General features: G+C 69.6%; 21 protein-coding genes. 7 read left to right on the top strand and 14 right to left on the bottom strand.

Annotated elements, in window-relative coordinates; translation table 11 throughout:
* Positions 1 to 51: 51 nt before the first annotated feature.
* Genes MLE64_RS06470 through MLE64_RS06460 form a run of 3 tightly spaced genes read right to left on the bottom strand, consistent with a single transcriptional unit; the run spans position 52 to position 4,072 of the window.
* On the bottom strand, positions 52 to 2,157 hold the full coding sequence (locus tag MLE64_RS06470) for a SpoIID/LytB domain-containing protein (RefSeq protein ID WP_279342957.1): 2,106 nt from the start codon (positions 2,155 to 2,157) through the stop codon (positions 52 to 54).
* Entirely contained in the window at positions 2,154 to 3,110 is a 957-nt protein-coding gene (locus tag MLE64_RS06465; protein WP_243316953.1) for a serine hydrolase domain-containing protein, read from the bottom strand. The genes MLE64_RS06470 and MLE64_RS06465 overlap by 4 nt, the downstream gene beginning before the upstream one ends.
* Complete coding sequence (locus MLE64_RS06460; protein WP_243316952.1) at positions 3,107 to 4,072, bottom strand: Gfo/Idh/MocA family protein; 966 nt, start codon at positions 4,070 to 4,072, stop codon at positions 3,107 to 3,109. Before MLE64_RS06460 ends, MLE64_RS06465 begins: the two co-directional genes overlap by 4 nt.
* 67 nt (positions 4,073 to 4,139) lie before the next feature.
* Here MLE64_RS06460 and MLE64_RS06455 point away from each other — a divergent pair, with 67 nt between their 5' ends.
* Positions 4,140 to 4,610, top strand: a complete 471-nt coding sequence (locus MLE64_RS06455; protein WP_243316951.1) for a hypothetical protein — start codon at positions 4,140 to 4,142, stop codon at positions 4,608 to 4,610.
* Positions 4,611 to 4,613: 3 nt separating this feature from the next.
* Positions 4,614 to 6,263: a M14 family zinc carboxypeptidase gene (locus MLE64_RS06450; RefSeq protein ID WP_243316950.1), complete on the top strand. Its 1,650-nt coding sequence runs from the start codon at positions 4,614 to 4,616 to the stop codon at positions 6,261 to 6,263.
* Between the two features lie 405 nt (positions 6,264 to 6,668).
* On the opposite strand, the gene MLE64_RS06445 is transcribed toward MLE64_RS06450, so the two are convergent.
* The 3 genes from MLE64_RS06445 to ybeY form a co-directional block, all read right to left on the bottom strand.
* A complete protein-coding gene (locus MLE64_RS06445) occupies positions 6,669 to 7,400 on the bottom strand; it encodes a YebC/PmpR family DNA-binding transcriptional regulator (protein WP_243316949.1) in 732 nt (243 codons plus the stop codon).
* Between the two features lie 119 nt (positions 7,401 to 7,519).
* Positions 7,520 to 8,239: a tetratricopeptide repeat protein gene (locus tag MLE64_RS06440; protein WP_243316948.1), complete on the bottom strand. Its 720-nt coding sequence runs from the start codon at positions 8,237 to 8,239 to the stop codon at positions 7,520 to 7,522.
* 88 nt (positions 8,240 to 8,327) lie between these two features.
* Positions 8,328 to 9,056, bottom strand: coding sequence for an rRNA maturation RNase YbeY (gene ybeY, locus MLE64_RS06435; protein ID WP_243316947.1), 729 nt, complete (start codon positions 9,054 to 9,056; stop codon positions 8,328 to 8,330).
* 233 nt (positions 9,057 to 9,289) lie between these two features.
* Between ybeY and rsmG the strand changes: the two genes are divergently transcribed.
* Complete coding sequence (rsmG, locus tag MLE64_RS06430; RefSeq protein WP_243316946.1) at positions 9,290 to 9,874, top strand: 16S rRNA (guanine(527)-N(7))-methyltransferase RsmG; 585 nt, start codon at positions 9,290 to 9,292, stop codon at positions 9,872 to 9,874.
* 43 nt (positions 9,875 to 9,917) lie between these two features.
* Here the strand turns inward: rsmG and MLE64_RS06425 are convergent, their stop codons facing one another.
* From MLE64_RS06425 to MLE64_RS06415, 3 genes are read right to left on the bottom strand one after another with little or no spacing between them, the layout of a single operon-like run.
* Positions 9,918 to 11,078 carry a LysM peptidoglycan-binding domain-containing protein gene (locus tag MLE64_RS06425; protein ID WP_243316945.1) on the bottom strand — a complete coding sequence of 387 codons (1,161 nt, stop codon included), beginning with the start codon at positions 11,076 to 11,078 and terminating at the stop codon, positions 9,918 to 9,920.
* Positions 11,079 to 11,109: 31 nt separating this feature from the next.
* On the bottom strand, positions 11,110 to 12,021 hold the full coding sequence (locus MLE64_RS06420; protein WP_243316944.1) for a PfkB family carbohydrate kinase: 912 nt from the start codon (positions 12,019 to 12,021) through the stop codon (positions 11,110 to 11,112).
* Positions 12,022 to 12,059: 38 nt separating this feature from the next.
* Positions 12,060 to 12,830, bottom strand: coding sequence for a Smr/MutS family protein (locus tag MLE64_RS06415; RefSeq protein ID WP_243316943.1), 771 nt, complete (start codon positions 12,828 to 12,830; stop codon positions 12,060 to 12,062).
* 210 nt (positions 12,831 to 13,040) lie between these two features.
* Between MLE64_RS06415 and MLE64_RS06410 the strand changes: the two genes are divergently transcribed.
* A complete protein-coding gene (locus MLE64_RS06410; protein ID WP_243316942.1) occupies positions 13,041 to 13,691 on the top strand; it encodes an outer membrane beta-barrel protein in 651 nt (216 codons plus the stop codon).
* 60 nt (positions 13,692 to 13,751) lie between these two features.
* Here MLE64_RS06410 and MLE64_RS06405 read toward each other — a convergent pair whose 3' ends face one another.
* The 3 genes from MLE64_RS06405 to MLE64_RS06395 form a co-directional block, all read right to left on the bottom strand.
* The gene (locus MLE64_RS06405; RefSeq protein ID WP_243295856.1) at positions 13,752 to 14,609 is read right to left on the bottom strand and encodes a hypothetical protein; all 858 of its coding nucleotides are present in this window, start codon (positions 14,607 to 14,609) and stop codon (positions 13,752 to 13,754) included.
* Positions 14,610 to 14,640: 31 nt separating this feature from the next.
* Positions 14,641 to 15,645 carry a DUF3450 domain-containing protein gene (locus tag MLE64_RS06400; RefSeq protein ID WP_243316941.1) on the bottom strand — a complete coding sequence of 335 codons (1,005 nt, stop codon included), beginning with the start codon at positions 15,643 to 15,645 and terminating at the stop codon, positions 14,641 to 14,643.
* An 80-nt stretch (positions 15,646 to 15,725) separates the two neighbouring features.
* Positions 15,726 to 17,654 carry an ABC-F family ATP-binding cassette domain-containing protein gene (locus MLE64_RS06395; protein WP_243316940.1) on the bottom strand — a complete coding sequence of 643 codons (1,929 nt, stop codon included), beginning with the start codon at positions 17,652 to 17,654 and terminating at the stop codon, positions 15,726 to 15,728.
* Positions 17,655 to 17,727: 73 nt separating this feature from the next.
* On the opposite strand from MLE64_RS06395, the gene MLE64_RS06390 reads away from it, so the two are divergent.
* Positions 17,728 to 18,234 (top strand): MarR family winged helix-turn-helix transcriptional regulator, encoded by a 507-nt coding sequence (locus MLE64_RS06390; protein ID WP_243316939.1) that lies wholly within the window; start codon positions 17,728 to 17,730, stop codon positions 18,232 to 18,234.
* Here MLE64_RS06390 and MLE64_RS06385 read toward each other — a convergent pair.
* Both MLE64_RS06385 and MLE64_RS06380 read right to left on the bottom strand, forming a co-directional pair.
* A complete protein-coding gene (locus MLE64_RS06385) occupies positions 18,204 to 19,964 on the bottom strand; it encodes a transglutaminase-like domain-containing protein (RefSeq protein WP_243316938.1) in 1,761 nt (586 codons plus the stop codon). The two genes, MLE64_RS06390 and MLE64_RS06385, sit on opposite strands and share 31 nt — an antisense overlap.
* 21 nt (positions 19,965 to 19,985) lie before the next feature.
* Positions 19,986 to 20,423 carry a Spy/CpxP family protein refolding chaperone gene (locus MLE64_RS06380; RefSeq protein WP_243316937.1) on the bottom strand — a complete coding sequence of 146 codons (438 nt, stop codon included), beginning with the start codon at positions 20,421 to 20,423 and terminating at the stop codon, positions 19,986 to 19,988.
* A gap of 88 nt (positions 20,424 to 20,511) precedes the next feature.
* Between MLE64_RS06380 and recO the strand changes: the two genes are divergently transcribed.
* Positions 20,512 to 21,249: a DNA repair protein RecO gene (recO, locus tag MLE64_RS06375; protein WP_243316936.1), complete on the top strand. Its 738-nt coding sequence runs from the start codon at positions 20,512 to 20,514 to the stop codon at positions 21,247 to 21,249.
* 76 nt (positions 21,250 to 21,325) lie between these two features.
* Positions 21,326 to 23,893, top strand: coding sequence for a coiled-coil domain-containing protein (locus tag MLE64_RS06370; protein ID WP_243316935.1), 2,568 nt, complete (start codon positions 21,326 to 21,328; stop codon positions 23,891 to 23,893).
* Positions 23,894 to 24,090 lie beyond the last annotated feature (197 nt).

Here is a 24,090-nt window from a genome sequence, read left to right as displayed (position 1 = left end):
GGGTCACCACGGCATTCCGTCAATCCCAGAATGGGATTTCATGGTCGAAAATCAGTCGACCTTCCGGAGCTCGGTCCCGGGGTAGTAGTGCTGGAGGATCTGCTGGAAGGTGGCGCCTTCCAGGGCCATGCCGTAGGCCCCGGTCTGGCACAGGCCCACGCCGTGCCCCCAGCCGCGCCCGTAGAACACCCAGCGGCGCTGGGTGCCCTGGCCGAGCGTGAGGAACCGGAAGACGTTGTCCTTGAGGCCCAGCAGGCCGCGGATGTGCATGCCCCGCACGCGATGGACCGCGCCCTGGGTGTCCACCAGCGCCAGGTCCAGCACCCGGCCCTCCTGGTTGTGCTGGGCCCGGAGCTCGCGGATGCCTGGCACCTTCATGCGCTTGCGCACCAGGGCCAGCAGCTCCGCCTCGGCGTACTCCACCCGCCAGTGGGCCGTGGGGCTGTAGCGATCCCAGGCGGCGCCATCGGGATCGAGGCGGCGCACCAGCAGGGTGGCCGGTCCGCCCTCGGGGATCCACTTCAGGCGATCGCCCACCTGGATGTCGGCCTTCGGGACCAGGCGCAGGCTCCCGTCCGGCGCCTCCTCCGCGAGGAGCAGCCGCGGCGAGAGGGGCAGGGGCTCGGGGCCGCCCCGCTTCCGGCGGACCTGGCGGTCCATCAGCAGGCTGCCCTCGCCCAGCGCCAGGGGCTCCAGGTCCTGCCACATCCGGCCCAGGGCCGCGAGGGCCTGACGCAGGGTGGGCGGCTCCGGGGCGGCCCAGGCCGCCACCGGCACCAGGCCGCGCCGGGTGAGGAAGGCGGCCAGCAGGCGATCCGCGGCGGGGAGCTCGGAAGGCAGGAAGTAGGCCGCGTCCTGGGGGCGCTCCTGCCCCTCCACCACCTGCTGCAGGCCCAGGGCGCGCGCCAGGGCGAGCATCAGGGGCCCCTGGCGGGACAGGGGCGCGGGCTCGAGGCCCAGCCGCTGCTGGAGGGCCAGGACGGGAGCCGCCAGATCCTCCGCGGTGGCGGGACGGGCCAGGCGCTCGCCGCTCAGCCAGTCCACCGGCACGATGTCCGCGGCCAGCCTCAGCAGGTCCCAGGTGAGCCAGGGCTGCTGAGCCTCCGTCGTCACGGACACGCCGGAGGCGAAGGGCAGGGTGAGGGGCTTGGCGGGATAGCAGGTGGCGGCCTTGAGGTAGGGGGCATCCCCGCCGAAGACCTGGGACACGTCCACGGTGTGACCGCCGCAGTTGGCCATGAAGAGGGCCAGGATGGGCTTGCCGCCATAGGTGGCGAAGAGGCCCTCGGTCTCCTGGATGGCCCGGTCCGTGAGGGCCTGCTCGCCATCGCGCCCGCCATAGACCTGGTCCGCCACGGTGTCGCCCATGTCGAAGCCGTCCGCCGCGCGCTTGCCGCGGTTGGCCACGGCGTAGGTGCGGGCCGCCACGGCCTGGGCCTTCAGGGCTTCCAGGCTGGGGAATTCCCAGGCGCCCATCTCCTTGGGCACCACGCCGCGCAGATAGGTCTCCAGGTCCAGGGTGTTCACCACGGTCAGGCGGCCCTGCGCGTTGGGGAAGATCTCTACCTTGCCGCGGTAGCGGCCCTTGCCATTGAGGCTGGTGAGTTCGCCCGTGGGCTTCAGCCACACGCCGCCCAGGGGCAGGGGGCGCCGCTCGTAGCGCTCGGTGACGGCGTAGAGGGCGCGGCCCTTGCGCGGCTGGGCATCGCGGGGTTCCGAGGCCACCCACAGCTCCTCGAAGCCCAGGTCCTGGAGCTTCTGGAGCAGCGGCTCGGCCTTGGCGGCCTCCGGGAAATGGCCCATCAGCACGCGCCAGGTGTCGGCGTCCGGAACCTTCACGCGGTCCGATGGCTCCCCCAGCTTCCGGAGGCGGGCCATCAGGGCCGCGGCCTCGTCGGTGCCCAGGGGTCGTCCCACCTGGATGCGGTATTCGCTGGTGGGGTCCGAGACCCCCCGGCTGTCCCACCAGATGCGGACCTTCTCGTCCGGCGCCAGCCGCAGGACCGGCTTTCCCGCCCGGTCGCAGAGCTGGCCGCCGCCCTCCAGGGACACGATCCATTCCGTGGCCTGGGTGTCGAGCCCGATCTTCAGCGGGGGCTGGGCGGCGGGAGCGGCGACGAAGGGCAGGACCAGGGCGGGAACGAGGAAGGGCTTCATCCCCCGAATTGTCCCACGAAACGGGAGAGGGCCTGCCAGCGCCGGGCCCGCAGCGCCTCCATGTCGAGCATCGTTCCGGCCGGTCCGCTCCGGTGGAGCAGGAGGGCCACACAGGTTCCATCCGCGGGCCGGTAGAAGAGGGCGGGGCCCGTGTAGCCCAGGTGGAACCACCAGCCCGAGAGGGAATCCGGTTCGGGATCCAGGGACGGTGCGGGCGGAGGCAGCTCCGTTGTGGACTCCTCGATCACATGGAGCCCCAGGTCGGCGGGAATTCTGGACAGCAACTGTCCGAAACGGCCCCCACCCGAGAAGAGCGCCTGGAGGCCGAGGCCCCACCGGGATCCGTTCTCTCCATCGGCGGCTTCCACTGCCATGCGCGCCGGCCAGCCCGCGGCCACCCAGCGGGCCAGGGCGGCTTCCAACTGCGGAGCCGTGACGCCGAAGCCCGCGTGGCCGGGCATGCCCGCCCGGGCGTTGGCGTCCTGGGGCAGGCGCGGATCCCGCGGGGGCAGAGGCTGGTCCGTGGCCAGCCGCCAGGCCTCGGCGTCGGGGGCATCCGGCAGGACCACCGGGGCCTCCGGCCAGGGCGCGGGGCTGAGGCCCGAGGCCGCGCCGAGCCTCCGGAAGGGGACGCGAGTCTCGGCCTCCACCAGCTCCGCCAGCAGGCGGTAGTTCAGGTCTGAGTAGGTGGCCAGGCCCGGCGTCGCGGGGCGGAGCAACGGGTGGTCCGGCACGGGACGCCGCAACTGCGCGGCCAGGGGTTCGCCCGTGAAGGGCCGCCAGGGCGGCAGGCCCGAGCTGTGCGACAGCAGCTGCCGTGCCGTGAGCGGCACCTCACGGTCATGGAAGCCCAGCGCCCAGCGCCGATCCGCGTCCAGGTCCAGGAAGGCCAGCGCCAGCGGCGCCGTCACCAGGGGTTTGGCGAGGGAGGCGAGGTCGTAGAACCCGCTCACGCCTGCCGAATCTCCGCCAGGCTCTTGGCCACGGCCTTCTGCACCTGGTCGGCCACGCGCATGGCCTCCTGGCCTTCCTCCCAGGTGACGCCCTCCTGGCCCTGGCCCAGGCAGGCGGCGTGGAAGGCTTCGATCTCGAGGCGGAGGGGCTCGCCCTCCTCGATGCTGGCGGTCTCCGGGCGCACTTCGGGGCCGTCAGGGCCCATGACCAGCCGCAGCAGCTCCAGCTTCTGGGCGGCGAAGTCGAGGCTGGCGTATTCCTTGTCGCCGAAGGCGCGGAGGGTGCGCTCCTTCTTGCGGGCCACGCGGCTGGCGGTGACGGTGGCGAAGGCGCCGCCCTCGAACTTCAGGCGGGCGTTCACCAGGTCGGCGTAGGGCGTCAGCACCGGCACGCCCACGGCCACCACGTCCACCACGGGGCGTCCCACCAGGGCGCGCAGCAGGTCGAGGTCATGGATCATCACGTCCATGATCACGTCCACTTCCAGGCTGCGGGCCGGGAAGGGCGAGACGCGCACGGCCTCCAGGAAACGGGGCTTGAAGCCGCGGTCGCGCAGGGCCGCCACGGCGGGGTTGAAGCGCTCCAGGTGGCCCACCTGGGCCACGAGGCCCGGCTTGGCGGCCCGGGCCTCCGCCAGGGCCGTCAGCAGGGCGGAGCCCTCTTCCAGGGAAGCGGCCAGGGGCTTCTCCATCAGGACGTGCTTGCCGGCCTTGAGGGCCTGGGCGCCGAGGGCATGGTGAAAGCCCGTGGGCGCGGCAATCTGGACGGCGTCCACCTCCGCGAGCACCTGGTCCAGGGAGGCGGCCCAGGGGGCGCCGAATTTTCCCGCGATCTCCGGGCCCCGGGCTGGATCCGGATCCACGACGGCGGTCAGCACGGCGTCCGGCGCGGAGGCGGCGATCCGCGCATGGTGCTGGCCCAGGTGTCCCACACCCACGACGGCGACGCGCAGCTTGGACATGACAGCCTCCTGACCAATCGAGCCTAGCAGGGCTGCTACCCTGGGGGTCTTCTTCGCGAGGGTGACCATGAACCTGAAGCTCGAGGCCGTGAATCTTGTCCGCTGGCTGCACTTCGTGACCTTGGCCGTGGGTGGCGGAGCGGCCGTGGTGGCGCTGCTCCTCTCCGGATTCGAGGAGGGCCGCGAAGAGATCCGGGGTCTGGCCGCGACGATCTGGGCGAAGGTGGTGGCCTGGTCCTTCCGGCTGGCGCTGGTCGCCGGCATCGGCCTCCTGATCCTGATGATCCAGGGCGGCCAGAACCCCCTGAAGCATGGCCACTACTTCCATATCAAGCTCCTGCTGGTGGTCGTCCTGGTGGGCCTGTCCGAAATGACGCCCAAGGCCCTGGCGGCCGGCAAGCGGGGATCCGCCCTGCTGGTCCTGGTGCTCTTCCTGGCCTCCAGCTTCATCGTCTACAACAAGGGGCTCTTCGGCGCCCGCCCGGCGCCGACCACCATCCTCCCCGCCACGGCGGACACCGCTTTCACGGCCCGCTGATCCATGCGGCGCCTGGTTTGGATCCTGGCGGGGACGAGCCTCCTCGCCGGGTGGCCGGAGACTGTCCCTGAGCGCACGCAGCTCCGGCGGACCTCCACGGTGGGGGAGGTTCGGGCCTTCATGGAGGCGCTGCGGAAGCAGGCCCCGGGCCTGGAGCCCTACCAGCCCAAAGGGGCGCCGCGGGCCACGGAGACCGGCAAGCCCCTGCTGGCCTGGCGCCTGAGGGGCACGGGGAAGGATCCGCTCCGCGTCTACGTGAACGCCAACATCCATGCGGGCGAGGTGGAGGGCAAGGAGGCCATCCAGCAGATCGTCCGCGAGCTCCTCCAGGGCAAGCACCCGGAACTGCGGCGCGACCTCGACCTGGTGGTCATGCCCGCCTACAACGCTGATGGCACGGACGCGCTGGATCCCGCCATCCGGCCCTGGCAGCCCAACCCCACGGAGAGCGGCGTGGGCCGGCGCGAGAATGCCCAGGGCCTTGACCTCAATCGCGATCTCATGAAGGCCGCGGCGCCCAACACCCGCTGGCTCCTGGCCATGCTGCGGGACTTCGACCCGGCGGCGGTACTGGATCTCCACACCACCAACGGCAGCACCCACGGCTTCCACCTCACCCACGGCCCTGCCTGCACCCTGGGCGCGGACGAGGGCCTGCTGGCCTTCAACCGGAAGATGCTGGTGGCAGTGCGCGAGCGCCTGAAGGCCGAAGGCATGCCCACCTACGACTACGGCAACTTCGTGCCCTACAAGCCCACCCCGGAGAAGCCCCCCACGGCCTGGGAGACCTACGACGCCCATCCCCGGCTGCTGACCAACTACCCGGCCCTGCGCAACCGCCTGGCGGTGCTCTCGGAGAGCTATGTCTACCGCCGCTGGCCCGACCGTATCGCCGACACGCGCCGCTTCGTGCTGGCCTGCCTGACCTGGATGGCGGAGCACCGCGGTGAGATCCGGGGTGAGATCCAGATGGCCCAGGCCCGCTGGACCGAAGCCTGGACGAAGGAATCCGTGTCCCTCCCCCTTTCCGCGAAGCTGAAGGAAGTCGAACGTGCCGCGTTCGAGTGGGTGGATCCCATCCGCGACGAGAAGGGCCGCGTGGTGGGAGAGAAATCCCGCACCCACCTGGTGCTGCCCAGCTTCGTGGGCTTCGAGGGCCAGGACTTCGTGGCGGTTCCGGCGGGCTACCTGGTGGATCCGGCCTTCGCCGCCGCGGTCCGCCCCCTTCTGGAAGCCCACGGCCTGAAGGTGCTGGAAGGCCGCGCGCGGCCGCGGACCCTGCCTCTCCTCCGCTTCGAGGAGGCGGGCCGCAAGCTCTCGTCCTCGGCCTACCAGGGCGTGTTCACGCTGGAGCTGCAAGGCGCCTGGAAGGCGGGGGCCGCGCCGAAGCCCATGGAGCTGCCCTGGACGCCCGCGGTTCTGGACCGGGCCCTCTACGTCCCCCTGGACCAGCCCCTCGGGCGCCTGGCCTTCTACCTGCTGGACCCGCGCAGCACCGACAGCCTGGTGTTCTGGGGTCTCTTCCACACGGTCCTGCTCCGAGGCAACGGCATGTGGGGCGAGCCGCCGAGGTTCCCCATCCTGGCGGTGGGAAAGGGAGAGGGCACCCCGGTCCTCGCCAGCCCGATTCCCGCGCCGAAGGCGCAGGAATAGCTGGGGCGCCGAAAGGCTCCCCTAGCTTGCCGAGCACCAGTTTGGGACCTCAGTCTTCCGGTTCCTCGTAGTCGCCGTTGTGCCGGGGGCCCCGCTCCGCGAGCCCGCGAAGTGGGGGAGTGGGAGCAGGCCGCGGTGCGGCCTGCGATCGCGGGCAGCCAGAGACGCGTGCGGCCGGGAAACCCGGCCGCTCAGCGTCCGCCCCAGAGGGCGTGGGGCACGGGACCTCAGTCCTCGGGTTCCTCGTAGTCGCCGTTGTGCCGGGGGCCCCGCTCCGCGAGCCCGCGAAGCGGGGGAGTGGGAGCAGGCCGCGGTGCGGCCTGCGATCGCGGGCAGCCAGAGACGCGTGCGGCCGGGAGACCCGGCCGCTCAGCGTCCGCCCCGGAGGGCGTGGGGCACGGGACCTCAGTCCTCGGGTTCCTCGTAGTCGCCGTTGTGCCACACGTTCTGCACGTCGTCGTTGTCCTCCAGCAGGTCCACCAGCTTGAGGAAGCTGGCGAGCTTGGAGCCTTCGAGGGCGGTGCTGGTGCTGGGGGCCATGATGATCTTGGCTTCGATGACGGGGAGCTTGGCGGCGTCCACGGCATCCTTGACGGCCTGGTAGGACTCGGGGCTGGTCTTGATGACCCAGGCCTCGCCCTCGTTGGCCACGTCGTCGGCGCCGGCCTCCAGGGCCACTTCCATGACCTTGTCCTCGGAGACTTCCGGCTCCACGACGATCTGGCCCTCCTTGGTGAACAGGTAGGCCACGGAGCCCTGGGCGCCCAACTCTCCCCCGAACTTGGTGAAGTAGCTGCGGACCTCCGGGGTCGTGCGGTTCTTGTTGTCGGTCATGGCCTCTACGAGGATCGCCACGCCACCGGGACCGTAGGCCTCATAGACCACTTCCTCGTAGGTCACGCCCTCGAGCTCACCGGTGCCCTTCTTGATGGCGCGCTCCCAGTTGTCCTTGGGCATGTTGCTGCCCTTGGCCTGGTCCACCGCCAGACGAAGGCGGGGGTTGCTGTTCACGTCGCCGCCACCGAGGCGAGCGGCCACGGTGATCTCCTTGAGGATCTTCGTGAAGAGCTTGCCGCGCTTGGCATCCGCGGCGCCCTTCTTGTGCTTGATGGTGGACCATTTATTGTGGCCGGACATGGGGTGGGCTCCTTCAGTCGTTCGTTCCGTGCAGCAACCGCTTCGCGTTTGCTGAAGAGTGAAAAGATTCGTTTCAATGCTTCGGAATCACCGCGCAGCGGTGATTCCGAAGCCAGGCTTCAGCCTCGCAGCGCCCGGCGCGACACGCGGGCGAAGGCCGGCGCCTCCTGGCGGATCATGGGGCGCTCGAGCATGAACTGGTACCACTGCTCCCCGTAGACCTTCATCTTGAGGGCCTTGCCGTTCTGCAGCAGGTTCCGGTTGGTGATGAGGCGCTCGTCGCCCTTGCAGACACCGAGGCCCTGGTTGAGGGTCTCGATGGCCTTGTCGCGCTCGCCCATCTCCACCAGAACGTAGGCGTAGACGGCGTAGAGCAGGCTCTCCTTCTTGCCGGCCTTGAGGGCCAGGGCGAAGGTCTCCTTGGCCTTCTTCTTCTCGCCGCGCTTCCACTGGAGGATGCCCAGCATGGCCTTGGCGATGTAGTGCTGCATGGAGGCGGAGGCCAGCAGGGGCTCGGCCTCCTCGTTCTTCTTGCGCAGGTACTGCACCACGCCGATCTGGCCGTCGATGCTGCCCTTCACGAGGAACTGGCGGGAGGCGAAGCGGTAGCCCTCCTTCATGATCTCGATGGCCTTATCGAACTGCTGCTTCTTCAGCTGATCGCCGGCCCGGGTGAAGATCTTCTCGAGCTCCTGCTGGACCTTGCGGCCCTGCCAGATGAAGAGGCCGGCACCCGCGAGGATGCCGATGGGCACGCTGATCCACAGCTTGATGCTGAGCAAGGTGGACAGCAGGATCACGGCGAGGGCGGCGCCCAGGCCGAGCAGGAGGTTGATCACAGGGGCTCCGATGGGGGCCCGGGGCCGGGCCAAAGGGCCATTTTATCGGCCTTCGGCCCCTTTTTCCACGCGGAGGTTGAGAACCCGGCTAGGCGATGACGCCGCTCCGGGAAGGGCTCGGCCGACGACGGCGGAGGACGCGCTTCGCGGGAGCCGCGGCGGCCTCCTTGCGGGGCCGGCCTGGGCCGCGCTTCGCGACGGTCTCCTTCGGCTTGGCCACCTTGCGCACCTTGACCTTCTTTTCCTTCTTCACGCGCTCGCGGCGGACCAGGGCCGCGGCGGCCCGGCCCGTCACCACCACCCGGGTGCCGTCCTTGAGCTTCTTGACCTTGCTGCCCGGCTTGCGGCCCCGCTTGAGGCTCATGGACAGGGGTTCGGTCTCGAGCAGGTCGCGCTCAAGCTGCGCCTGGAGCGCCATCATCTCGCCCTGGTCTTTTTCGTGGTCGTGGCCGCAGAGATGAAGGAAGCCATGGATCACCAGCGTCTCGACTTCGCGGCGCCGGCTGACACCGAACTTCTTGGCCATTTTCTCGGCGGTGGGAAGGCTGATCACGATATCGCCGAGGTGCGGGAACGCCCCCTTTTCAGCGCTTGAGGGGAAACTCAGCACATCCGTCGTCATGTTTTTCCCGCGGTGTTCGCGATTGAGTTTTCTCATGCCGCGATCATCGACATAAGTCAGCGATACACCCTGAGCGCCTGGAGCAAGCCGATCCCGAAGGCTATGAAGCAGCTTCCCGAGGGACTGCTCGCCAGGCCCACGCATTTTGCTCCGGCTCGACCAATCGATCTGGAAGGGCAGCTTGGTATCAGTCATGGCCGGCTCCTGTGGAAGATCAGTCAAAGGGAATACATCATGGGGGCTATTGAGCCATTCGTCAATGTTTTCATTCTAGAAGCATGAAATGCATCAATGTTCATCATTCAGATGATAGACCGGGGTGTTGGCCTACCTGAACCAAAATGACGTAAAAATATTGAATATAAAAGAGAAGTGATCGGTCCACCAAGGATTCAATCCCGTGGATCGATCCCTGGCATCCTGGAGGCATGGAGCCCCGCCTGCCCACCTCCCTGTCCGCGCCCCTGGGCCGCTACCTGGACCTGCTCGAGCGGTGGAACCGCACCCACGCCCTGACCTCCCTCGCCCCATCCGAGCGGCGGGAAGAGCTGCTGCTGGATGCGTCGGCGCTCCTCCCCTTCCTCGAGGCCCTTCCCCCCGGCAGCCGGGTGGCGGATCTGGGAACCGGCATGGGCTGCCCTGCGGTGGTGCTGGCCCTGGCCCGCCCGGACTTGGAGGTGCTCGCCGTGGATGCCTCTGCCAAGAAGCTGGCCTTCGTCCGCCAGGTGGTCCTGGAGCTGCCATTGCCCAACCTCAGGCCCGTACATGGCCGTCTGGAGGACCTGCCCACCCTCGAGGCGGATCTCGGGACCGCCAAGGCCCTGGGATCCCTGGGGCAGCTGGCGGCCTGGTGGGACCGGCACGGAAAGCCGGGCGCTCCGTTTCTGGCGCTCAAGGGGCCGGACTGGTCCGGGGAGGCTCTTCCCCCCGGCTGGGAGGCCGCCCCCCATCCCTATGCCCTGCCGACCCGGGGGCGGCGCGTGGTGGTGGTGCTGAAGCGCCGGAACGACTGAGGCCCCCGAAGGGGCCCCGGTCTTCGCCAGCCTGTTCAGGGGCTTAGTGGGTGAGGGTGTCGCCGAGGAGGATCTCCTCGGTGGTCCTGAGCAGGCGGCAGGTGGCCGACTGGGCGTCCGTGCGGACCACCAGGGCCTGGCCGATGTAGTGGGTGGTGGTCTCCGTGGCCTTCTTCCGGTCGTCGTCCGGACCCACGGGGAAGGTCTTGGTGCGGACAGCCAGCAGCACGTCGCCCACCTTCAGGCCATCATTGGCGCCCTTGTCCACGATCACCATGTCGCCGTTGGCCGTGTGATCGTGGGCATCGCGGGCGAAGACCACCACGGCCGAGTTCGGGGCCACCTTCACAGGATCGGTGGTGTCCGTCCGGAGCTGGAGGGGCAGGTTCGCCGGCTCGGTGAAGCGCACCAGATGATCGCCGACCTCGACGCCGTCGAGGCAGCGCTCGATGATGGCGACGGATCCCTTGGGCTGGGGCGTCACCACCCGGAGCACGCCCACCTGCTGCACCACGTCGCCCATCTTGTGCTTGGTGGCGGGGTGCTTGACCTTGCGGGCCACGGTCTTGAGGATGAGGAAGCGGTCGCCGACCTTCACGCCCTGCTCGCTGCCGCCGTTCATGTAGACGGTCTCGCCTTCGGCGAGGTGCTGGCGGTCATCCCGGCGGTTCCCGGTCAGGGTGAAGGCGCCCTGGCTCTTGTAGTGGGCCTCGGCGCCGTCGGGGGCGAAGAAGGGCAGCTGGATGAAGTCCTGGAAGGCGAAGCCCAGCTCGGGCCGCCTGGCGGCCGTGTAGGCGCCCCGCCGGTCAGGCTGGAGGCCGGAGACGGATTCGGGGACGGAGCCGGCGGTCGCCACGGCGCGCGTCAGGTCGATGATCAGGGGATCGCCAGGGTAGATCCAGTGCGGATCCTTGATCCACTGGTTCAGCTCCCAGATCTGGGGCCATGCGTAAGGATTGCCCAGGTACTTCCCGGCCAGATCCCAGAGGGTGTCTCCCTTCTCCACGATGTGGGTGCGGGAACCTTCTGGTACCTGGATTTCCTTGGGATAATCCCATTTCGAGCTGTGGGTCTCGACCTTGATCGTGCCAGCGGGCTCCTGGGCCACAAGGGCCGGAACCGCGAAGGTCAGGGCCACGAGGAGACCGGGCGCCATCGCGAGGGCGCGCCGCCGACCGACAGGCAGACGATTGGGCTGGTGCATCAGGGACCCCCAGGGGATTAGGTGGTGCTGATTATAGGTCTTCGACGCGGATCATATCTGAAAATAATGCCAAGCGGTTGCGAACTTCATCCTGGGATATCTGCTCGAGGCGTTCCGTAGAGAACTGCTCCACCGTGAAACTGGCCATGACCGAACCCACCAGGGTGGCGTGCTTCAGGGCGGTCACATCTGCCCGCTCGATCCAGGCCAGATAGCCCAGGAAGCCGCCGGCGAAGGTGTCACCGGCCCCGGTGGGGTCGAACACGTTCTCGAGAGGGTAGGCCGGGGCGGCGAAGATCCCCTCGGGCGTGAAGAGGGCCACGCCGTATTCCCCGCGCTTGACCACCAGGGTGCTGGGGCCAAGGGCCCGGACCTTCTTGTAGGCCTTGATGAGGCTGTATTCCTGGGTGAGCTCCCGCACCTCGGCATCGTTCACCAGGAGGATGTCGACTTCCTTCAGGACGGCGTCCAGGGCCGGACGGGCGCCCCGGATCCAGTAGTTCATGGTGTCCAGCGCGATCCATTTGGGCCGCTTCGCCATCTGGCGCACCACGTCCAACTGCAGGACAGGGTCAATGTTCCCGAGGAAGAGGTACTCGCACTCCCTGTAGCCCGCGGGCAGGACCGGCTTGAAGTCGGCGAAGACGTTGAGGTCCGTGGCCAGGGTCTGGGCCTCGTTCAGGTCGTAGCCGTAGGCCCCCTTCCAGTGGAAGCTCAGGCCCTTGACCTTCGACAGGCCCGCCAGGTCGATGGGGCGCCCTTCGAAGACGCGCATCTGGTCCGGACCGAAGTCCTCCCCCACCACGGCGACGATGCGGACGGGATGGAAGCGGCTGGCGCTCAGGGAGAAGTAGGTCGCGGAGCCGCCCAGGGCGCGCTCGCGGCTGCCGAAGGGCGTTTCCAGGTCATCAAAGGCCACACTGCCAACCACCAACAGACTCATCGGGGGAACTCCATAGTGATTCGAACCAGGCAACCGGATCAGGACTGGGGCTGGGATGGGGCGAAATAGAGCAGCCAGGCCTGGCTGCCGCCCATGGGTACCGGCGCCTGGGCGAACCGCGCCACCATGGGCGTCTTGCCGGAGGCCAGCAGGGCCAGCAGCCCCTCATGGAGTGCCGGCTCCGGGCCCAGGATGACCTGGAGGCTCCGCCAGCCCAGCACGAGGCCATCCTCCAGACGGTCCTTCAGGCGGTCCATGGCGTCCTGGAGCGTGTGGCCACGGAGGTCCAGCACGCCGTCCACGTCGATGGCCATCCCCGCCGCCAGCTGGAACCGGATCGGGGAGGGCGGGGGAACCTCCGGCATGCCGGCGGGCGTGGCCGCTTCGACTGCTTTGGGGGCCTCCGGGATAAGCGCCTGGGGCGCCTTCTCCGCTGGAGGAGGTGGCGGAACCTGAGCCGGCTTGATCGCCGGGATGGAGGCTGGGGAAGCCTGGGCCATGGGCCCCCGCGGAATCGGCTTCAGGCCTTTCAGATCCTTGAGGGCTTCTTCAAAGGTCTCGGGGGGGGGCGGAGGCGGGGCGGCGGGTGCCGCGGAGGGCGCGGCCTGGGGTTCGGGAGCGGCCTTGGCCGGGCGGGGGGCCTTGGCTTTCAGCCCCATGGCCGACAGGAAGACCTCGTCCTCGTCATCCAGGCTGGTGGGGGTCAATGGCTTCGGAGCAGGTTTGGGTGGGGGTTTCGGCGCCGGGGCGGGGACGCCTTCCGCTCCCAGCTGCTGCTTCAACTTCGCCAGATCCTGCTTCCACGCCATGAACCATCCTCGTCCTGTCCAGAGTAGGCCATCGCGGTCCCGGCCCAAAGCCTGCTGTTGCAATCCGGCACGCGGCCGAGGCAAAACGCCGCGATCGCGCCGGGGCCTCAACCGGAGTATGCTGCGCTGGATCCAAGGATTGACGGGGCTTGCCCTAAGCTGGCACGCCGTTCGCTCCGTAGTTTTCCAGCACCATCCATTGGAGGCCCTATGCGCCGAATCTCGATGCTCCTGCTGCCCATGCTCCTCGCTTCGGGCGCCGCGCTGCACGCCCAGTCCCCGCACATGGGCTTCAGCCTGAACCTCACCATCCCCACCGGTGAGTTCGCCAGCAAGACCTATCCCGCCTACTACAGCCCCTCCGCGGGCTACGTGATCCCCCCGCAGAAGGAGACCTACGACGTGGGTCTCGGCGGGAGCTTCACGGTCAGCTTCCCCGTCGACCGCAGCCTGGCCATCCGCCTGAACTTCAGCGGATCCGCCGAGAACGGGACCAACCGCGCCCCCGGCGAGACCACCATCAACCTGCGCCACTCCATGTTCAACCTGGGCGGGGACCTGCAGATCTTCCCCGAGGGGACCGCCTACCGGCACCGCGGCTTCTATTTCGTGGCGGGGCTCTCGGCGGACTTCGAGCAGTTCGACCGCAGCTTCGGCGATCCGCTCTACGACTACACCGACACCACCCGCAAGAGCCGCATGGGCGGCTCCCTCGGCTTCGGCCACAGCTTTGGCTATGACGCGGGGCTGCGGTTCACGCTGGAGGCCACCTACCACAAGACCCTCACCTCCCACGACGTGGATGCCGGCGATCCCCCCGCCACCGACTTCGTGAAGGTGGGGTTCGGGTTCGTGTTCTAGCTTTTCCCCACGGACGAAAAAGCGGCCCTCGCGGGCCGCTTTTTCATAGATTGGAACGGCTCATTTCTTGGGAGCGGCCTTCTTCTTCCGGGCCTTGGGCTTGGCGGGCTCAGCCGGCTCGTCCTTGCCAAGGAGGGTGTTCACGAGGCGGGTGACATCCTTGTTGGCGGGATCGAGCTTCTGAAGGCGGCGGGCGTAGGCCAGGCGCTCCTGCTGGGGCCGGGCATCGTCGGCCTTCACCTGCTCCACCTTCCCGGCCACGAAGCGGGCGGTGCCCCCGGCCTCGGCGATCTCCGCTTTTTCGCGGTCCAGGAAGGCCTTCCAGTCCGCGGCGGCCTTGGTGGTGTTCGCCTTGGTCTGGCGCAGCCGCTCGAGGATGCCGTCGATGTCCTTCAGGGCGCGCTCGCTATGGGCGATGGCGGCCTTCTGCTCGTCCATGAAGATCCGGAGCTGTTGACGGAGCTTCATCTGCTCCTGGGTCAGGCCGGGTGCCTCGTCCAGCTCCTTGAGCCGCGGGGCCTGCTTGTCCATGGCGTTCCGGAATTCCTGGAGCTTGGTCTCGTGCTCGGCGCGGGTCTTGGCCAGCAGGGGCTCCGCGGTGGCCAGGTTCTCTTCGGCGGCGGCCTGGGCCTTCTGCAGATGAAGGACCGCCTCCTCCCAGCTGCCTTCGGCCACGCAGGCCCGGGCGGCCAGGCTGCGGAGGGCGGCGAGGGCGTGCATGTCGTTGTAGTCGGAGGGATTGACCGTGAGGCCTTCCCGGCCGAGAAGGGCCTCCACCCCGCGGCGGACGGTCGAGGCGTCACCCCGCTCCAGCTGGAGCTCCCAGGGGCCCCGGACCTCCTTGAACCGATCCGTGAGGCTCTGGGCGCCCAGGCTGGCGGCCAGGGCGCAGGCAAACAGGATTCCGAGGCGGCTCATGGTCGCTCCCTCCAGGTCGTTCGCGGCGTGCTCACTTCTTCTTGCCGGCCTTCTTGGCGGGCTTGGCTTCCTTGGCGAAGGCTTCCTTGCCCTGCTTCAGGTTGTCCAGGGCCTTCGTGGCCGTGGCGTTGCCGGGATCCAGCACCAGCAGGCGGTTGAGGAAGGCGGCCTGGGTCTGCGTGCCGTTCAGCTTGGTGACGTTCTCGTGGTTGCGGAGCACTGCGTCCACCCAGTTCTTCTTGCCGACGACCTTGACCTTCTTCACCACCTGCTCGGTGTTGAACTTGGTGATCTCGTCGTTCTGGCTGGCCAGGACTTCCTTGGCCTTGGCCAGGGAGGTCTCCGCGGCCTTCACCATGCCCTCGGCTTCCTTGCGGTTATCGGCGAGCACCTTGATCACCTTGGGGGCGTTGGCGATGTTCTGCTTGTGGACCGGGAGGGCCGCGTTGATCTGGTCGAGCTCCTGCTGCTGCTCGGGGGCCTTCGCCGCCCGGGCCTTGAGGTCTTCCAGGCCCTTGGCATCCAGCTTCGTCTGCTTGGAGTTCACGGCCGCGATCTCGTCCTGCAGGGCCTTCAGGCCCGTCTGCAGCTCCTGCTGGCGGCCCGCGTGCTTGGCGATGTAGTCCTGGGAATCCTTGGCGGCCTTGTCCCACTGGGCGGCGATGGGGGCCTGGGCCTTCTCCAGGTCCGCCTTGATCCCCTGGGCGGTCCTGAACCGCTTGTCCTGGATCTCGACGGCCTTCTCCCACTGGCCGGCCTCGGAGGCGGCGTTCGCCCAGAGGCGATAGAAAGAGAGGAGGCCCTGGGCATTGTCCATGCTCTGGCCGATGGTCTGGAGATTGGCGCCGTTGAACGCGGGGCGCTCGGCGGGGATCAGGCCCTCCACCTTCTTCATGGCCTCCTGGGCCTGGAAGGTCTTGAGCATCTGGTTGATCCCGGGCAGCTCGGCATTGAACCGCTGGGTCAGGTCGACGGGGGCGGGGGCCTGGGCCACCAGCGCCACGGCGGGGAAGAGGATGAGAGGCATCGGGCGCATGGGCACTCCGTAAAAGTCCAGGCTCCAGGGTAGCGAAAAGGCCCAAGGCCTGCCCGCCCCAAGGGCAACTTGTGATGGGATCAGCCTTCCTGCCGCTTTTCCTCCAGCTCCAGCCAGGCGATCTCGAGCTCCTCCAGCTCCGCGCGTGCCGCATCCCGGTCCTTGAGGGCCTGGTGGCCCGGGCTGTCGGCCCGCAGGAAGGCCGATGGGTCGGCCAGGACCGCATCCAGCCCGGACAGGCGAGCATGGAGGGCGTCCATCACCTGCTCCACCTCGGCGAGGCGCCGCAGCTCCTTCTGGGAGAGCCCCGGCTTGCGGGCCCGCGGTGCCCCGGCTTTCGCCGCGGGGCGGATCGCCTCGGGCCGGGCCGCCTCCAGGGAGGCCGCCCGGGCCTCCCGCAGGCTGCGCACGGTGGAAGGCGCGCCTTCGTAGAGTTCCCAGCGGGGCGTCCCTTCGCCGTTCCAGGCCAGGGTGTGGGTTGCCACCTGATCCAGGAAGAAGCGGTCGTGGCTCACCAGGAGCAGCGTGCCCTGGAAGCCCAGCAGGGCCTCCTCCAGGTTCTGGAGGGTGGGGATGTCCAGATCATTGGTGGGCTCGTCCAGCACCAGCAGGTCGGCCGGACTGAGCATGGCCTTGGCCAGCAGGAGGCGGTTCCGCTCGCCGCCGCTGAGGGTGGCTGCGCTCCGGTTCTGCTGGTCCACCGGGAAGCCGAAGCGGGTGAGGTAGACGTGGGCCAGCAGTGTGCCGCTGCCGGTGTCCACCACCGCGGCGCGGTCCGCCAGGTTGTCGAGGATGCTGCGCGTCCCGTCGAGTTCCCCGCGTCCCTGGGAGATGGTGGTGGTGGCCAGCTTCGGATGCCGGGCCACCTCGCCCGCGACCGGCTCCAGATCTCCCAGCAGCACCTTCAGCAGGGTGGATTTCCCGCAGCCGTTGGGCCCCAGCAGGGCCACGCGCATGCCGCGCTGGAGGCTCAGGTCGAGGCCATCCAGCAGCTCGGGCCCGCCGGGATAGGCGAAGCGCAGGCCCTCGGCGCGGATCAGGGCGTCGCTGCGGTTGCCGCCGGCGGCGAAGGCGAGCCCCTGGCGCACCTCCAGGCGCGTGCGGTCCTCCACGTTGTCCTTGAGGTCCAGCACTTCCTGGATGCGCAGCTTGGACTTGCGGGTGCGGGCCTTCGCGCCGCGGCGCAGCCAGGCCATCTCGCGGCGCAGGCGGTTCTGCATGTGCTCCGTGAGCCGCGCTTCGCGGAACTCCCGGTCCGACTTCTCCAGCAGGTAGTCGCTGTAGCCGCCCTCGTAGCTGCGGAGCCCGCCGTCCTCCAGCTCCAGCATCCGCGACACAACGGCATCCAGCAGGTGGCGGTCGTGGGTGATGAGGAGGAGGGCGCCCCCGAAGGCCTGGAGCCATGCTTCCAGCTTCTCCACCTGGTCCGGGTCCAGGTGGTTGGTGGGCTCGTCCAGCACCAGCACGTCCGGCTCCTTGAGCCAGGCCTGGGCCAGGGCCACGCGCTTGCGCCAGCCGCCGGAGAGGGATTCCACCTCGACATCCAGATCCTCCAGGCCCCAGGTGGTGGCCGCCGCCTTGAGGCGCGGCTCGAGATCCCAGCCCCAGTGCTCGATCTGATGCTCCACGCTTTGCAGTTCGTCAAGCAGCCTGGCCTCCTCGGGGCCGGTCGCGCCATGGAGCGTCTCGTGGATGCGCTGGTGGCGGGCCAGCAGGGCCGCATGGTCCGCCAGGGCGGCTTCCAGGGCCTGCCGGATGCTGGCGCCCGGGGCGAAATGAGGCTCCTGGCTCAGGCGCGCGACGCGGAGGCCCTGGGTGATCACCACGTCGCCGGAATCGGGCGTCTCGTCTCCGGTCAGCAACCGGGAAAGCGTGCTCTTCCCCGCGCCGTTGCGACCGATGAGACCGACTTTCTCACCCTGGAAGAGACCGAGGCTCAGTCCGTCCAGAATGGCTGTCGCGCCATAGCGTTTCGTGACATTGATCAAACTCAGGGCGATAGAAGGCAAGAAGGGCTCCTAAGACCTTCCAGAATCCCATGGATGGGGAGATCCTTGCCCGCAAAGAATCCGTGAGGTCGTCATGTCCCTTCAGGAAGAACTCCAGATGTCGAAGCTTCCCTCCCCGGGAGTCCAGCTCGTGCTGCAGCTGATGCTGACGCGGGAGGCCGTCGTCCGGGTGCAGGAACGGCTCTTCGAGGCTCATGGCCTCACCATCCAGCAGTACAACGTCCTGCGCATCGCCCGGGGCGGCCCGGCCAAGGGGCATCCCATCTACGAGATCGAGCGGCGCATGATCTACCGCTTCGCGAACGTGACGCGCCTGGTGGACCGCCTGGAGGCGCAGGGACTGCTCAAGCGGGTGGCGGATCCCAAGGACCGGCGCGTGAGCCGCGTGGTCATCACGCCCAAGGGACGGCGGCTCATGGAGCGCCTTGACGAGCCCGTGCGCAGCATGGCCGCCCAGATGACCAGCTGCTGCGACGAGCAGGAATGCCTGAACATGTCGGTCTGGCTGGAGCGCCTGCGGGAGCACTGCCTCCATCAGGAGGAGACGGTTCAGGAAGACCTGGTGGGCGCCATCAACTGATCCAGCAAGAGATAGGCGGCCGTCTCGGTCACGCCGTCCAGGCGCAGCCAGCGGCCCTGTCCGAGGTCCATCCACAGCAGGCGCGAGGCCGGATCCCACCAGCCCTGGCGGAAGGTGCGGGCGCCCGCCAGCCTCCGGTTCCCCTTGAGCTGGGCCTGTCCGGGGCGGGAGACGGCTTCCACCTTCCAGCTTCCGTTCAAGGTGAGGGTGCCCTGCCGCAGGTCCCACCGTCCACCCGGCAGGCGGAGGCGGCTTCCGTCGGAGGCCGTCACCTGATCGCCTTCGATGCGGGTGCCCTTGCCCCAGGGGGCCGAGCCTTCGTGTTCCGGGATCCAGCGGACGCCTGAGAAGGCCTGGGCGGCGCCCTCCCAGCCCACGCTGCCGAGGTCGGAGAGATCCGTGTCGCCAAGCTTGATGCGCAGGGCCGAGGCCGGCGCCTGGTCGAAGGTGGGATCCACGGGCACCCAGCGGTCCTTCAGCTTCACCTCGACCCAGAAGTGCAGGCCGAGGGTCTCGCCCAGGCCCACCCAGCCGGTGACGCCGCGGGCGGGGACGCCCAGGCGGCGAAGCAGGGCCACGGCCAGCACCCCATGCTCGGTGCAGTCGCCCCGCGGGTTGCGGCAGACCTCCAGGGCCGAGGCGAAGCCCACGGTGAAGTCCTTGTCGGTGATCCAGTCGAAGACGAAGGAGGTCACGCGCTTCGCCACCTCCCAGCGCGGCAGGCCCGGCGGCAGGGCCATGCGCCGGAGGAGGCCGTCGAAGGCGGGATCCCGGAAGGGCACCAGGGGGCTGGGGGCCAGGTAGCGGGCCTCTTCCGCCGCCGGAAAGCCCGTCACGGGGAGCTGGGCCGCTTCCGCGGCGCTGGGCGACGCCGCCTGGGAGAGGCGCCATCGGCCTTCGGGGAGCCGCGTCTGCTGGGCGTCCTCGGGCAGGGAGGGCGGAGATCCCTCGGCCCGCAGCGTCAGGCTCTGCAGCCAGGGCTGGAAGGGATGGGGCGGCAGGGTCTGGAGGGTGCGCTCGAAGAACCCCGTCGCGTCGCCGGCCCGGGCCTCGGGCGGGGGAAGCTCCGCGCGCTGCATCAGGATGGCGAGGCCGCCCAGGTCGGTTTTCTGGCGCAGCTCACCCGCGGTGGGCGAGATCCAGACCTCCACCGGCGTCGACGACGCGCCCTGGGTCTCCTGGCCGGTGAAGCGCACGGCGTCGGGAAAGCCGGGAAGCGGCACCGCCCCCGCCGGTTCGAGGCTGAGGGTGCTCCACTGCTGGACCGGGAAGGAGTAGGTGACTGCCTTCACGGGACAGCGCAACCGCGCGGCCTCCATGAGGCGCGCGTCGAGATCCTCGGGCCAGAGCAGGGCGCCGTCGGGCACCTGGGTGCGCAGGGCGGCCCCGTTCAGGGGATGGAGGTTCAAGGCGCGGGGATCAGACGGCGACCACTCCGCCCGGCCTTCGAAGGGCTCCTTGGAGAGCTGGAGCCGCCAGGTGAAGGTCATGGCGCCGTCGGCGGCGCGGCGGGCGGTCTGGTCCACCTCCTGGCGGATCTCCTGGCCGAGGCGCGAAATGGACATCCACTCGCGGTTCCGCACCTCGCGGACGCCACTGCGGGTCTTCGTCTCCTGGGAGGCCCCGCCCACTTCCTGTCCGCCCACCCATTGGCGGTAGGTCCGGACCGGGGCGTCCTGGGCGAGGAGGATCCCGCTGAGAGCGGCTGCGAGAAGGAGGGATGCGCGCATCCCTCCAGTCTATCGGCAGCCTCACATGCCCATGGCCATGCGGAAGTGGCGCAGGCGCTCCCGCCGGCGGAACCGGGCCTCTTCGCGCAGCTGAGCGGCCTTGGCCCGCTGGTCCGGCGTGAGCACGGCCTGGATGTCCTGGCGCATGGCCCGGCCCGCCATCAGCATCCCGAACCGGGCGGAGGCGGCCTTGTCATGGAGGAGGCGCAGCTGGGCCTCGGGGGTGGCGGGATCCCGGAGCGCGGCCCGGAAGGCGGCCTGGGCCTCGCGCGCCGCGTTCCGCTGGGCCGCCAGGTCCGGGCGGTGCTTCTCGCGGATGGCCTGGATGCTGGTCTTCTGGGCGTCGGTGAGGGCCAGGGCCCGGCCGATGCGGCCATCCCCGGGGCGGGGGGCGGGCTGGGCCAGGACCGGGAGCACGGTGAGCGCGAGGACCGCGAAAGTCCGGAACAGGGATGTCATGGCCACCTCCTTCGGCGGGAAGGCTCAGGAGCCTCGCCAGATGAGACACGGCTCCGGGCCGGCGGTTGAATCCGGGCAGACTGGAAGGGTGATCCGGACCTGCGCCGCCATCGTCCTCAAGGCCGTACCCTTCGCCGAGGGCGGGGCCGTGGTGTCCTTCCTGTCCGAGCACGGGGAGCGGCTGTCGGGCCTGGCCAAGGGCGTGAAGAAGCCCACGGCCAAGTGGGTGGCGGCCTTCGAGCCGCTGGGCATGGTGCGGGTGAGCTTCTTCGGCAAGGAACAGACCGAGCTGAAGCGGGTCACCCGCTGCGAGCTGGCCTTCAGCCCGCTGACCCTCGGCCACCTGGAGTGCAGCCTCGTCATGGCCTGCCTGGCGGACCTCTTCGACCGGGTGGCCAAGGAGGGCGTGGAGGACGACCGCCTCTACCGGTTGCTGAGCGCCTGCGGGCGGGCCCTCAAGGCCGATCCGGACAACGCCCTGGGCATCCTGGCCTACGCCGAGCACTGGCTGTTGCACTGCCTGGGCCTGCTGCCCCACCCGCGGGTCTGCGGACGCTGCGGGAACGAGGTGGCGCCGCTGGTCCTCCTGAGCCCCGAACACGGCTGGTGCTGTGCGGAGTGCACGCCGGTGGATCCCGTCGAGGCCCTGCCGCCCGGCACGCGCGAGCACCTGCGCCGCCTCCGCACCGGTGGCGCCGACGCGGCCCCGCGCCTGGATCCCGCGAACGAGGCCCAGGCGGCGGTCACCGCCCTGCTGCGCTCCCGGCTGATCCAGGAACTGGGGGGCGGCCTCCGGAGCTATGAGGTGCTCTGGCGGACGCTTTAAGGCCGCGATTCCTATCGGCCCAAATTTGCCTTGGCGGGGCCACCGGCCGATGGGACCTCATGGCTTGAGGATGGGCATGAGGCTGGGGAGCGTGTTCGTGGGATTGGGCGGCATCCGCTCCTGGCTGGCGGATCTAGCGGCGTTGCCCCTCCTGGGCGCAGCGGCCTACCTTCTCTTCACGGCCTCGGCGTCGCTGCGGCCGGCGGAGGCCGCGGTCCTGATGATGGTGGCCGCGGGGCTGGTGCTGCTGGGACGCCGGTGGCTGGCCTGGCAGCGGAGCCTGGCGCCGGAGAGCCTGCTGGCGGACTGGGCCGGCCGCATCCTCCGGGGCGACCGCGCGCCGCTCGCGCCTCCAGCGGGCATGGAGCCGGCAGACCTCGAGGTGACGAGGGCGCTCAACCTCCTCCTGGAGGAAGGCCGCCTGATGGGCGGGCGCCTGGAGTCCCTCCACCGGGCCCTCCTCCGGGAGTGGACGGACCTGGATGGGCTGCTGGGGCAGGCCCAGCAGCGGTCCGGCGAGGACCGGGCGGCGCAGGCCGCGGTCCGGAAACGGCTGGTGACCTTCGGCCGCGAGCTCCGGGACGTGGTGGAGCGCTCCGTGAAGGTCGACCGGATCGAGCTGGAGCTGCGGCTCAGGGCGGACCAGCACCGCATCCAGGGGCAGGCGTTCCGGGCAGCCATGGAACAGGCCCAGGGGCGGCTCGAAAAAGTCGAAGGGCTGATGGACGACCTGAAGGAGACCTTCCCCCGCCTGCGGGAAGGCGAGGAGTCCCTGGGGCGGCTGGCGGGCGCCGGCGTGCGGCAGGGGGCGCGTCTCGACCTGGCGGTCAAGGGCCTGGCGACCCACACCCCGAGGCTCGTGGAGGAGACCCGGACCCGGGCGGAGCAGCTCCGGCGGTTCCGGACCTCCGCGGATGACCTGCGGGACCAGGCGGAGGCCCTGGCCCGCCGCATCGAAGGCTTCAGGGTCGAATCGCAACGGCGGATCGAATCCTTCGGCGGCGCGCAGGGAGCCATCCACGTCATCGATCAGGCGGCCCAGCAGGCCGGCCTGCTGGCGGTAAACACCGCGATCCTCGCCCAGCAGGGCGGCGGCGGGCCCCGCCTCCAGACCATCGGCGGGCGCCTCCGCGGCCTGGCCGACCAGACTTCGCAGGGGGCGGCGGACCTGGGGCGGGCCCTGGACGAGCACCAGCAGGGCATGGAGCGGGAGAGCGCGGGGCTGTGGGACCTCCAGGAGGTGACGCAACGTCTCGGCGCGGGCATCCAGGAGCTCCTCCATGCGGCGGGTCATCTGGATCAGCAGGGGCAGGACCTGGAACGGACCCTGGAGGCCCAGGTGGCCCTGGTGGGGCAGGTGCGGGAGGCCTCGGACCGCGCGGAACAGTCCCTCCTCCAAATCGGCGAGTGCTCCGCGGCCATCCGATCGGCCCTGAGCCGCCAGTGGGGCGTGGAGGCCAAGGCGGTGGCCGAGATGGACCAGCTGGTCAGAACCGGCAGGCACATGGCCGAAGCGGGCCGCGACCTCTCCCGGATCGCCCAGAAGAACATGGAGGAGATCTGGGAGATCCTCGAGGGCCATCAGACCCTGCGCGAGAGCGAGGCCTACCGCGAGATCGCCCACGGCGACCTGGCCAGCCTGCTGGGGCCAGAGGATCGGACGGATCCCGTGTGGAACCGGGTGGCCTGGGCCAGGGCCCAGCGCCGTCCGCGCCTGCTGGAATGCATGGGGCGCGCGCGTCCCTTCGGCCATCCGGACCACGCCGGGGGGATCCGGATGCTCGTCCTGGGGCTGGATGCCCTCGGACGTCCGGAACCCTCCGCCGTGGCGGATTGGTCCTGCGACGAGGATGGCCAGGCGTGGCGGCTCTTCCTCGCCGAAGGCCTCGGGGCGGAGGACCATCGGCATGCCTTGCAGGAGGTGCTCCGGGAGAGCCCCCTGCGAGCCTGCCTTCCGGGCACCGAAGTCCATGTCTCCGCCGAGGGGGTCGAGGTCCGGCTGCCCTTCCCCTACCCGGGATTCCCCCGATTCCTGGCGGGCCTCGGCCTCGAAATGACCGTGGATTCCGCGGCCTGGAGGGCCCCGCTCCGCGAGGCGGGTCCGCGGGTGGCCCCCGTGCAGCGGTTCTTCTGGTGCGGGCCGGGCATGGCGCCCGCCCGGCGGAGCAGCCTCATGCGCCTGGTCCACGCCTGGGTCCGGGACGATCCGCAGCATGAGAACTTCCTGCTCGGGCTGCCCTACGAAGGGCGCCGGCCACCCTGCCCCTGGCTCACGGGGAGCGACCCGGGCGAGCGCCTCGAGGCTCAGCCGAAGGTCCGATGCCTGGGTCTGGGGGCTGACGCCGCGAGCCTCCGTCCGCTGCTGAACCGCCTGCTTCAGGCTGGGGCGGAGGAAGGAGAGGGGGAAGCGGTCCTCTGCGCCGCCGCCATCGGCCATGCCCATCCGGAGGCTCTGCTCCTGCGGCTCTTCCAGGCCGGCACGGGCATGGCGGGCGCGCCCCATCCCGAGCTGGCCCCGCTCCGCGCCCGCCTTCAATCGGAGGTGCTCGGCGGGCAGAGCCCCGATCCGTACCGGGCCGCCTGGCAGCTGCTGGAGGATCTCCAGCGCAAGGGGTGGGTGCTGCCGCTGCCCGCCGCGGAGTGATCTGGAGGATCTCCGAACCTAATCCAGGTAGGTGCCTTGACAGCGGTGCTTCGCCGCCGATACCTGATTCAAGCGATCTTTGGACCTCCTCCAGACGGTGTGTGATCCAGGGCCCGGGATTGCCACCAACCTGATGTCCGCCGCCTGCGGTGGGCGTGGGTTCTGCGGAAGGCCACAGTCGCCACCCACAGGAGATC

The organism is Geothrix paludis, assembly GCF_022808815.1.
Classification (GTDB): domain Bacteria; phylum Acidobacteriota; class Holophagae; order Holophagales; family Holophagaceae; genus Geothrix; species Geothrix paludis.
The sequence above is the reverse complement of the archived record's forward strand: the minus strand, read 5'-3'. Positions and strand labels throughout refer to the sequence as shown.

Coding starts and splice junctions, on each gene's coding strand:
- MLE64_RS06470 (WP_279342957.1), bottom strand. CDS start 2,157: ATGAAGCCCTTCCTCGTTCCCGCCCTGGTCCTGCCCTTCGTCGCCGCT.
- MLE64_RS06460 (WP_243316952.1), bottom strand. CDS start 4,072: ATGTCCAAGCTGCGCGTCGCCGTCGTGGGTGTGGGACACCTGGGCCAG.
- MLE64_RS06455 (WP_243316951.1), top strand. CDS start 4,140: ATGAACCTGAAGCTCGAGGCCGTGAATCTTGTCCGCTGGCTGCACTTC.
- MLE64_RS06450 (WP_243316950.1), top strand. CDS start 4,614: ATGCGGCGCCTGGTTTGGATCCTGGCGGGGACGAGCCTCCTCGCCGGG.
- MLE64_RS06445 (WP_243316949.1), bottom strand. CDS start 7,400: ATGTCCGGCCACAATAAATGGTCCACCATCAAGCACAAGAAGGGCGCC.
- ybeY (WP_243316947.1), bottom strand. CDS start 9,056: ATGACTGATACCAAGCTGCCCTTCCAGATCGATTGGTCGAGCCGGAGC.
- rsmG (WP_243316946.1), top strand. CDS start 9,290: ATGGAGCCCCGCCTGCCCACCTCCCTGTCCGCGCCCCTGGGCCGCTAC.
- MLE64_RS06425 (WP_243316945.1), bottom strand. CDS start 11,078: ATGCACCAGCCCAATCGTCTGCCTGTCGGTCGGCGGCGCGCCCTCGCG.
- MLE64_RS06420 (WP_243316944.1), bottom strand. CDS start 12,021: ATGAGTCTGTTGGTGGTTGGCAGTGTGGCCTTTGATGACCTGGAAACG.
- MLE64_RS06415 (WP_243316943.1), bottom strand. CDS start 12,830: ATGGCGTGGAAGCAGGATCTGGCGAAGTTGAAGCAGCAGCTGGGAGCG.
- MLE64_RS06410 (WP_243316942.1), top strand. CDS start 13,041: ATGCGCCGAATCTCGATGCTCCTGCTGCCCATGCTCCTCGCTTCGGGC.
- MLE64_RS06405 (WP_243295856.1), bottom strand. CDS start 14,609: ATGAGCCGCCTCGGAATCCTGTTTGCCTGCGCCCTGGCCGCCAGCCTG.
- MLE64_RS06400 (WP_243316941.1), bottom strand. CDS start 15,645: ATGCGCCCGATGCCTCTCATCCTCTTCCCCGCCGTGGCGCTGGTGGCC.
- MLE64_RS06390 (WP_243316939.1), top strand. CDS start 17,728: ATGTCCCTTCAGGAAGAACTCCAGATGTCGAAGCTTCCCTCCCCGGGA.
- MLE64_RS06385 (WP_243316938.1), bottom strand. CDS start 19,964: ATGCGCGCATCCCTCCTTCTCGCAGCCGCTCTCAGCGGGATCCTCCTC.
- MLE64_RS06380 (WP_243316937.1), bottom strand. CDS start 20,423: ATGACATCCCTGTTCCGGACTTTCGCGGTCCTCGCGCTCACCGTGCTC.
- MLE64_RS06370 (WP_243316935.1), top strand. CDS start 21,326: ATGAGGCTGGGGAGCGTGTTCGTGGGATTGGGCGGCATCCGCTCCTGG.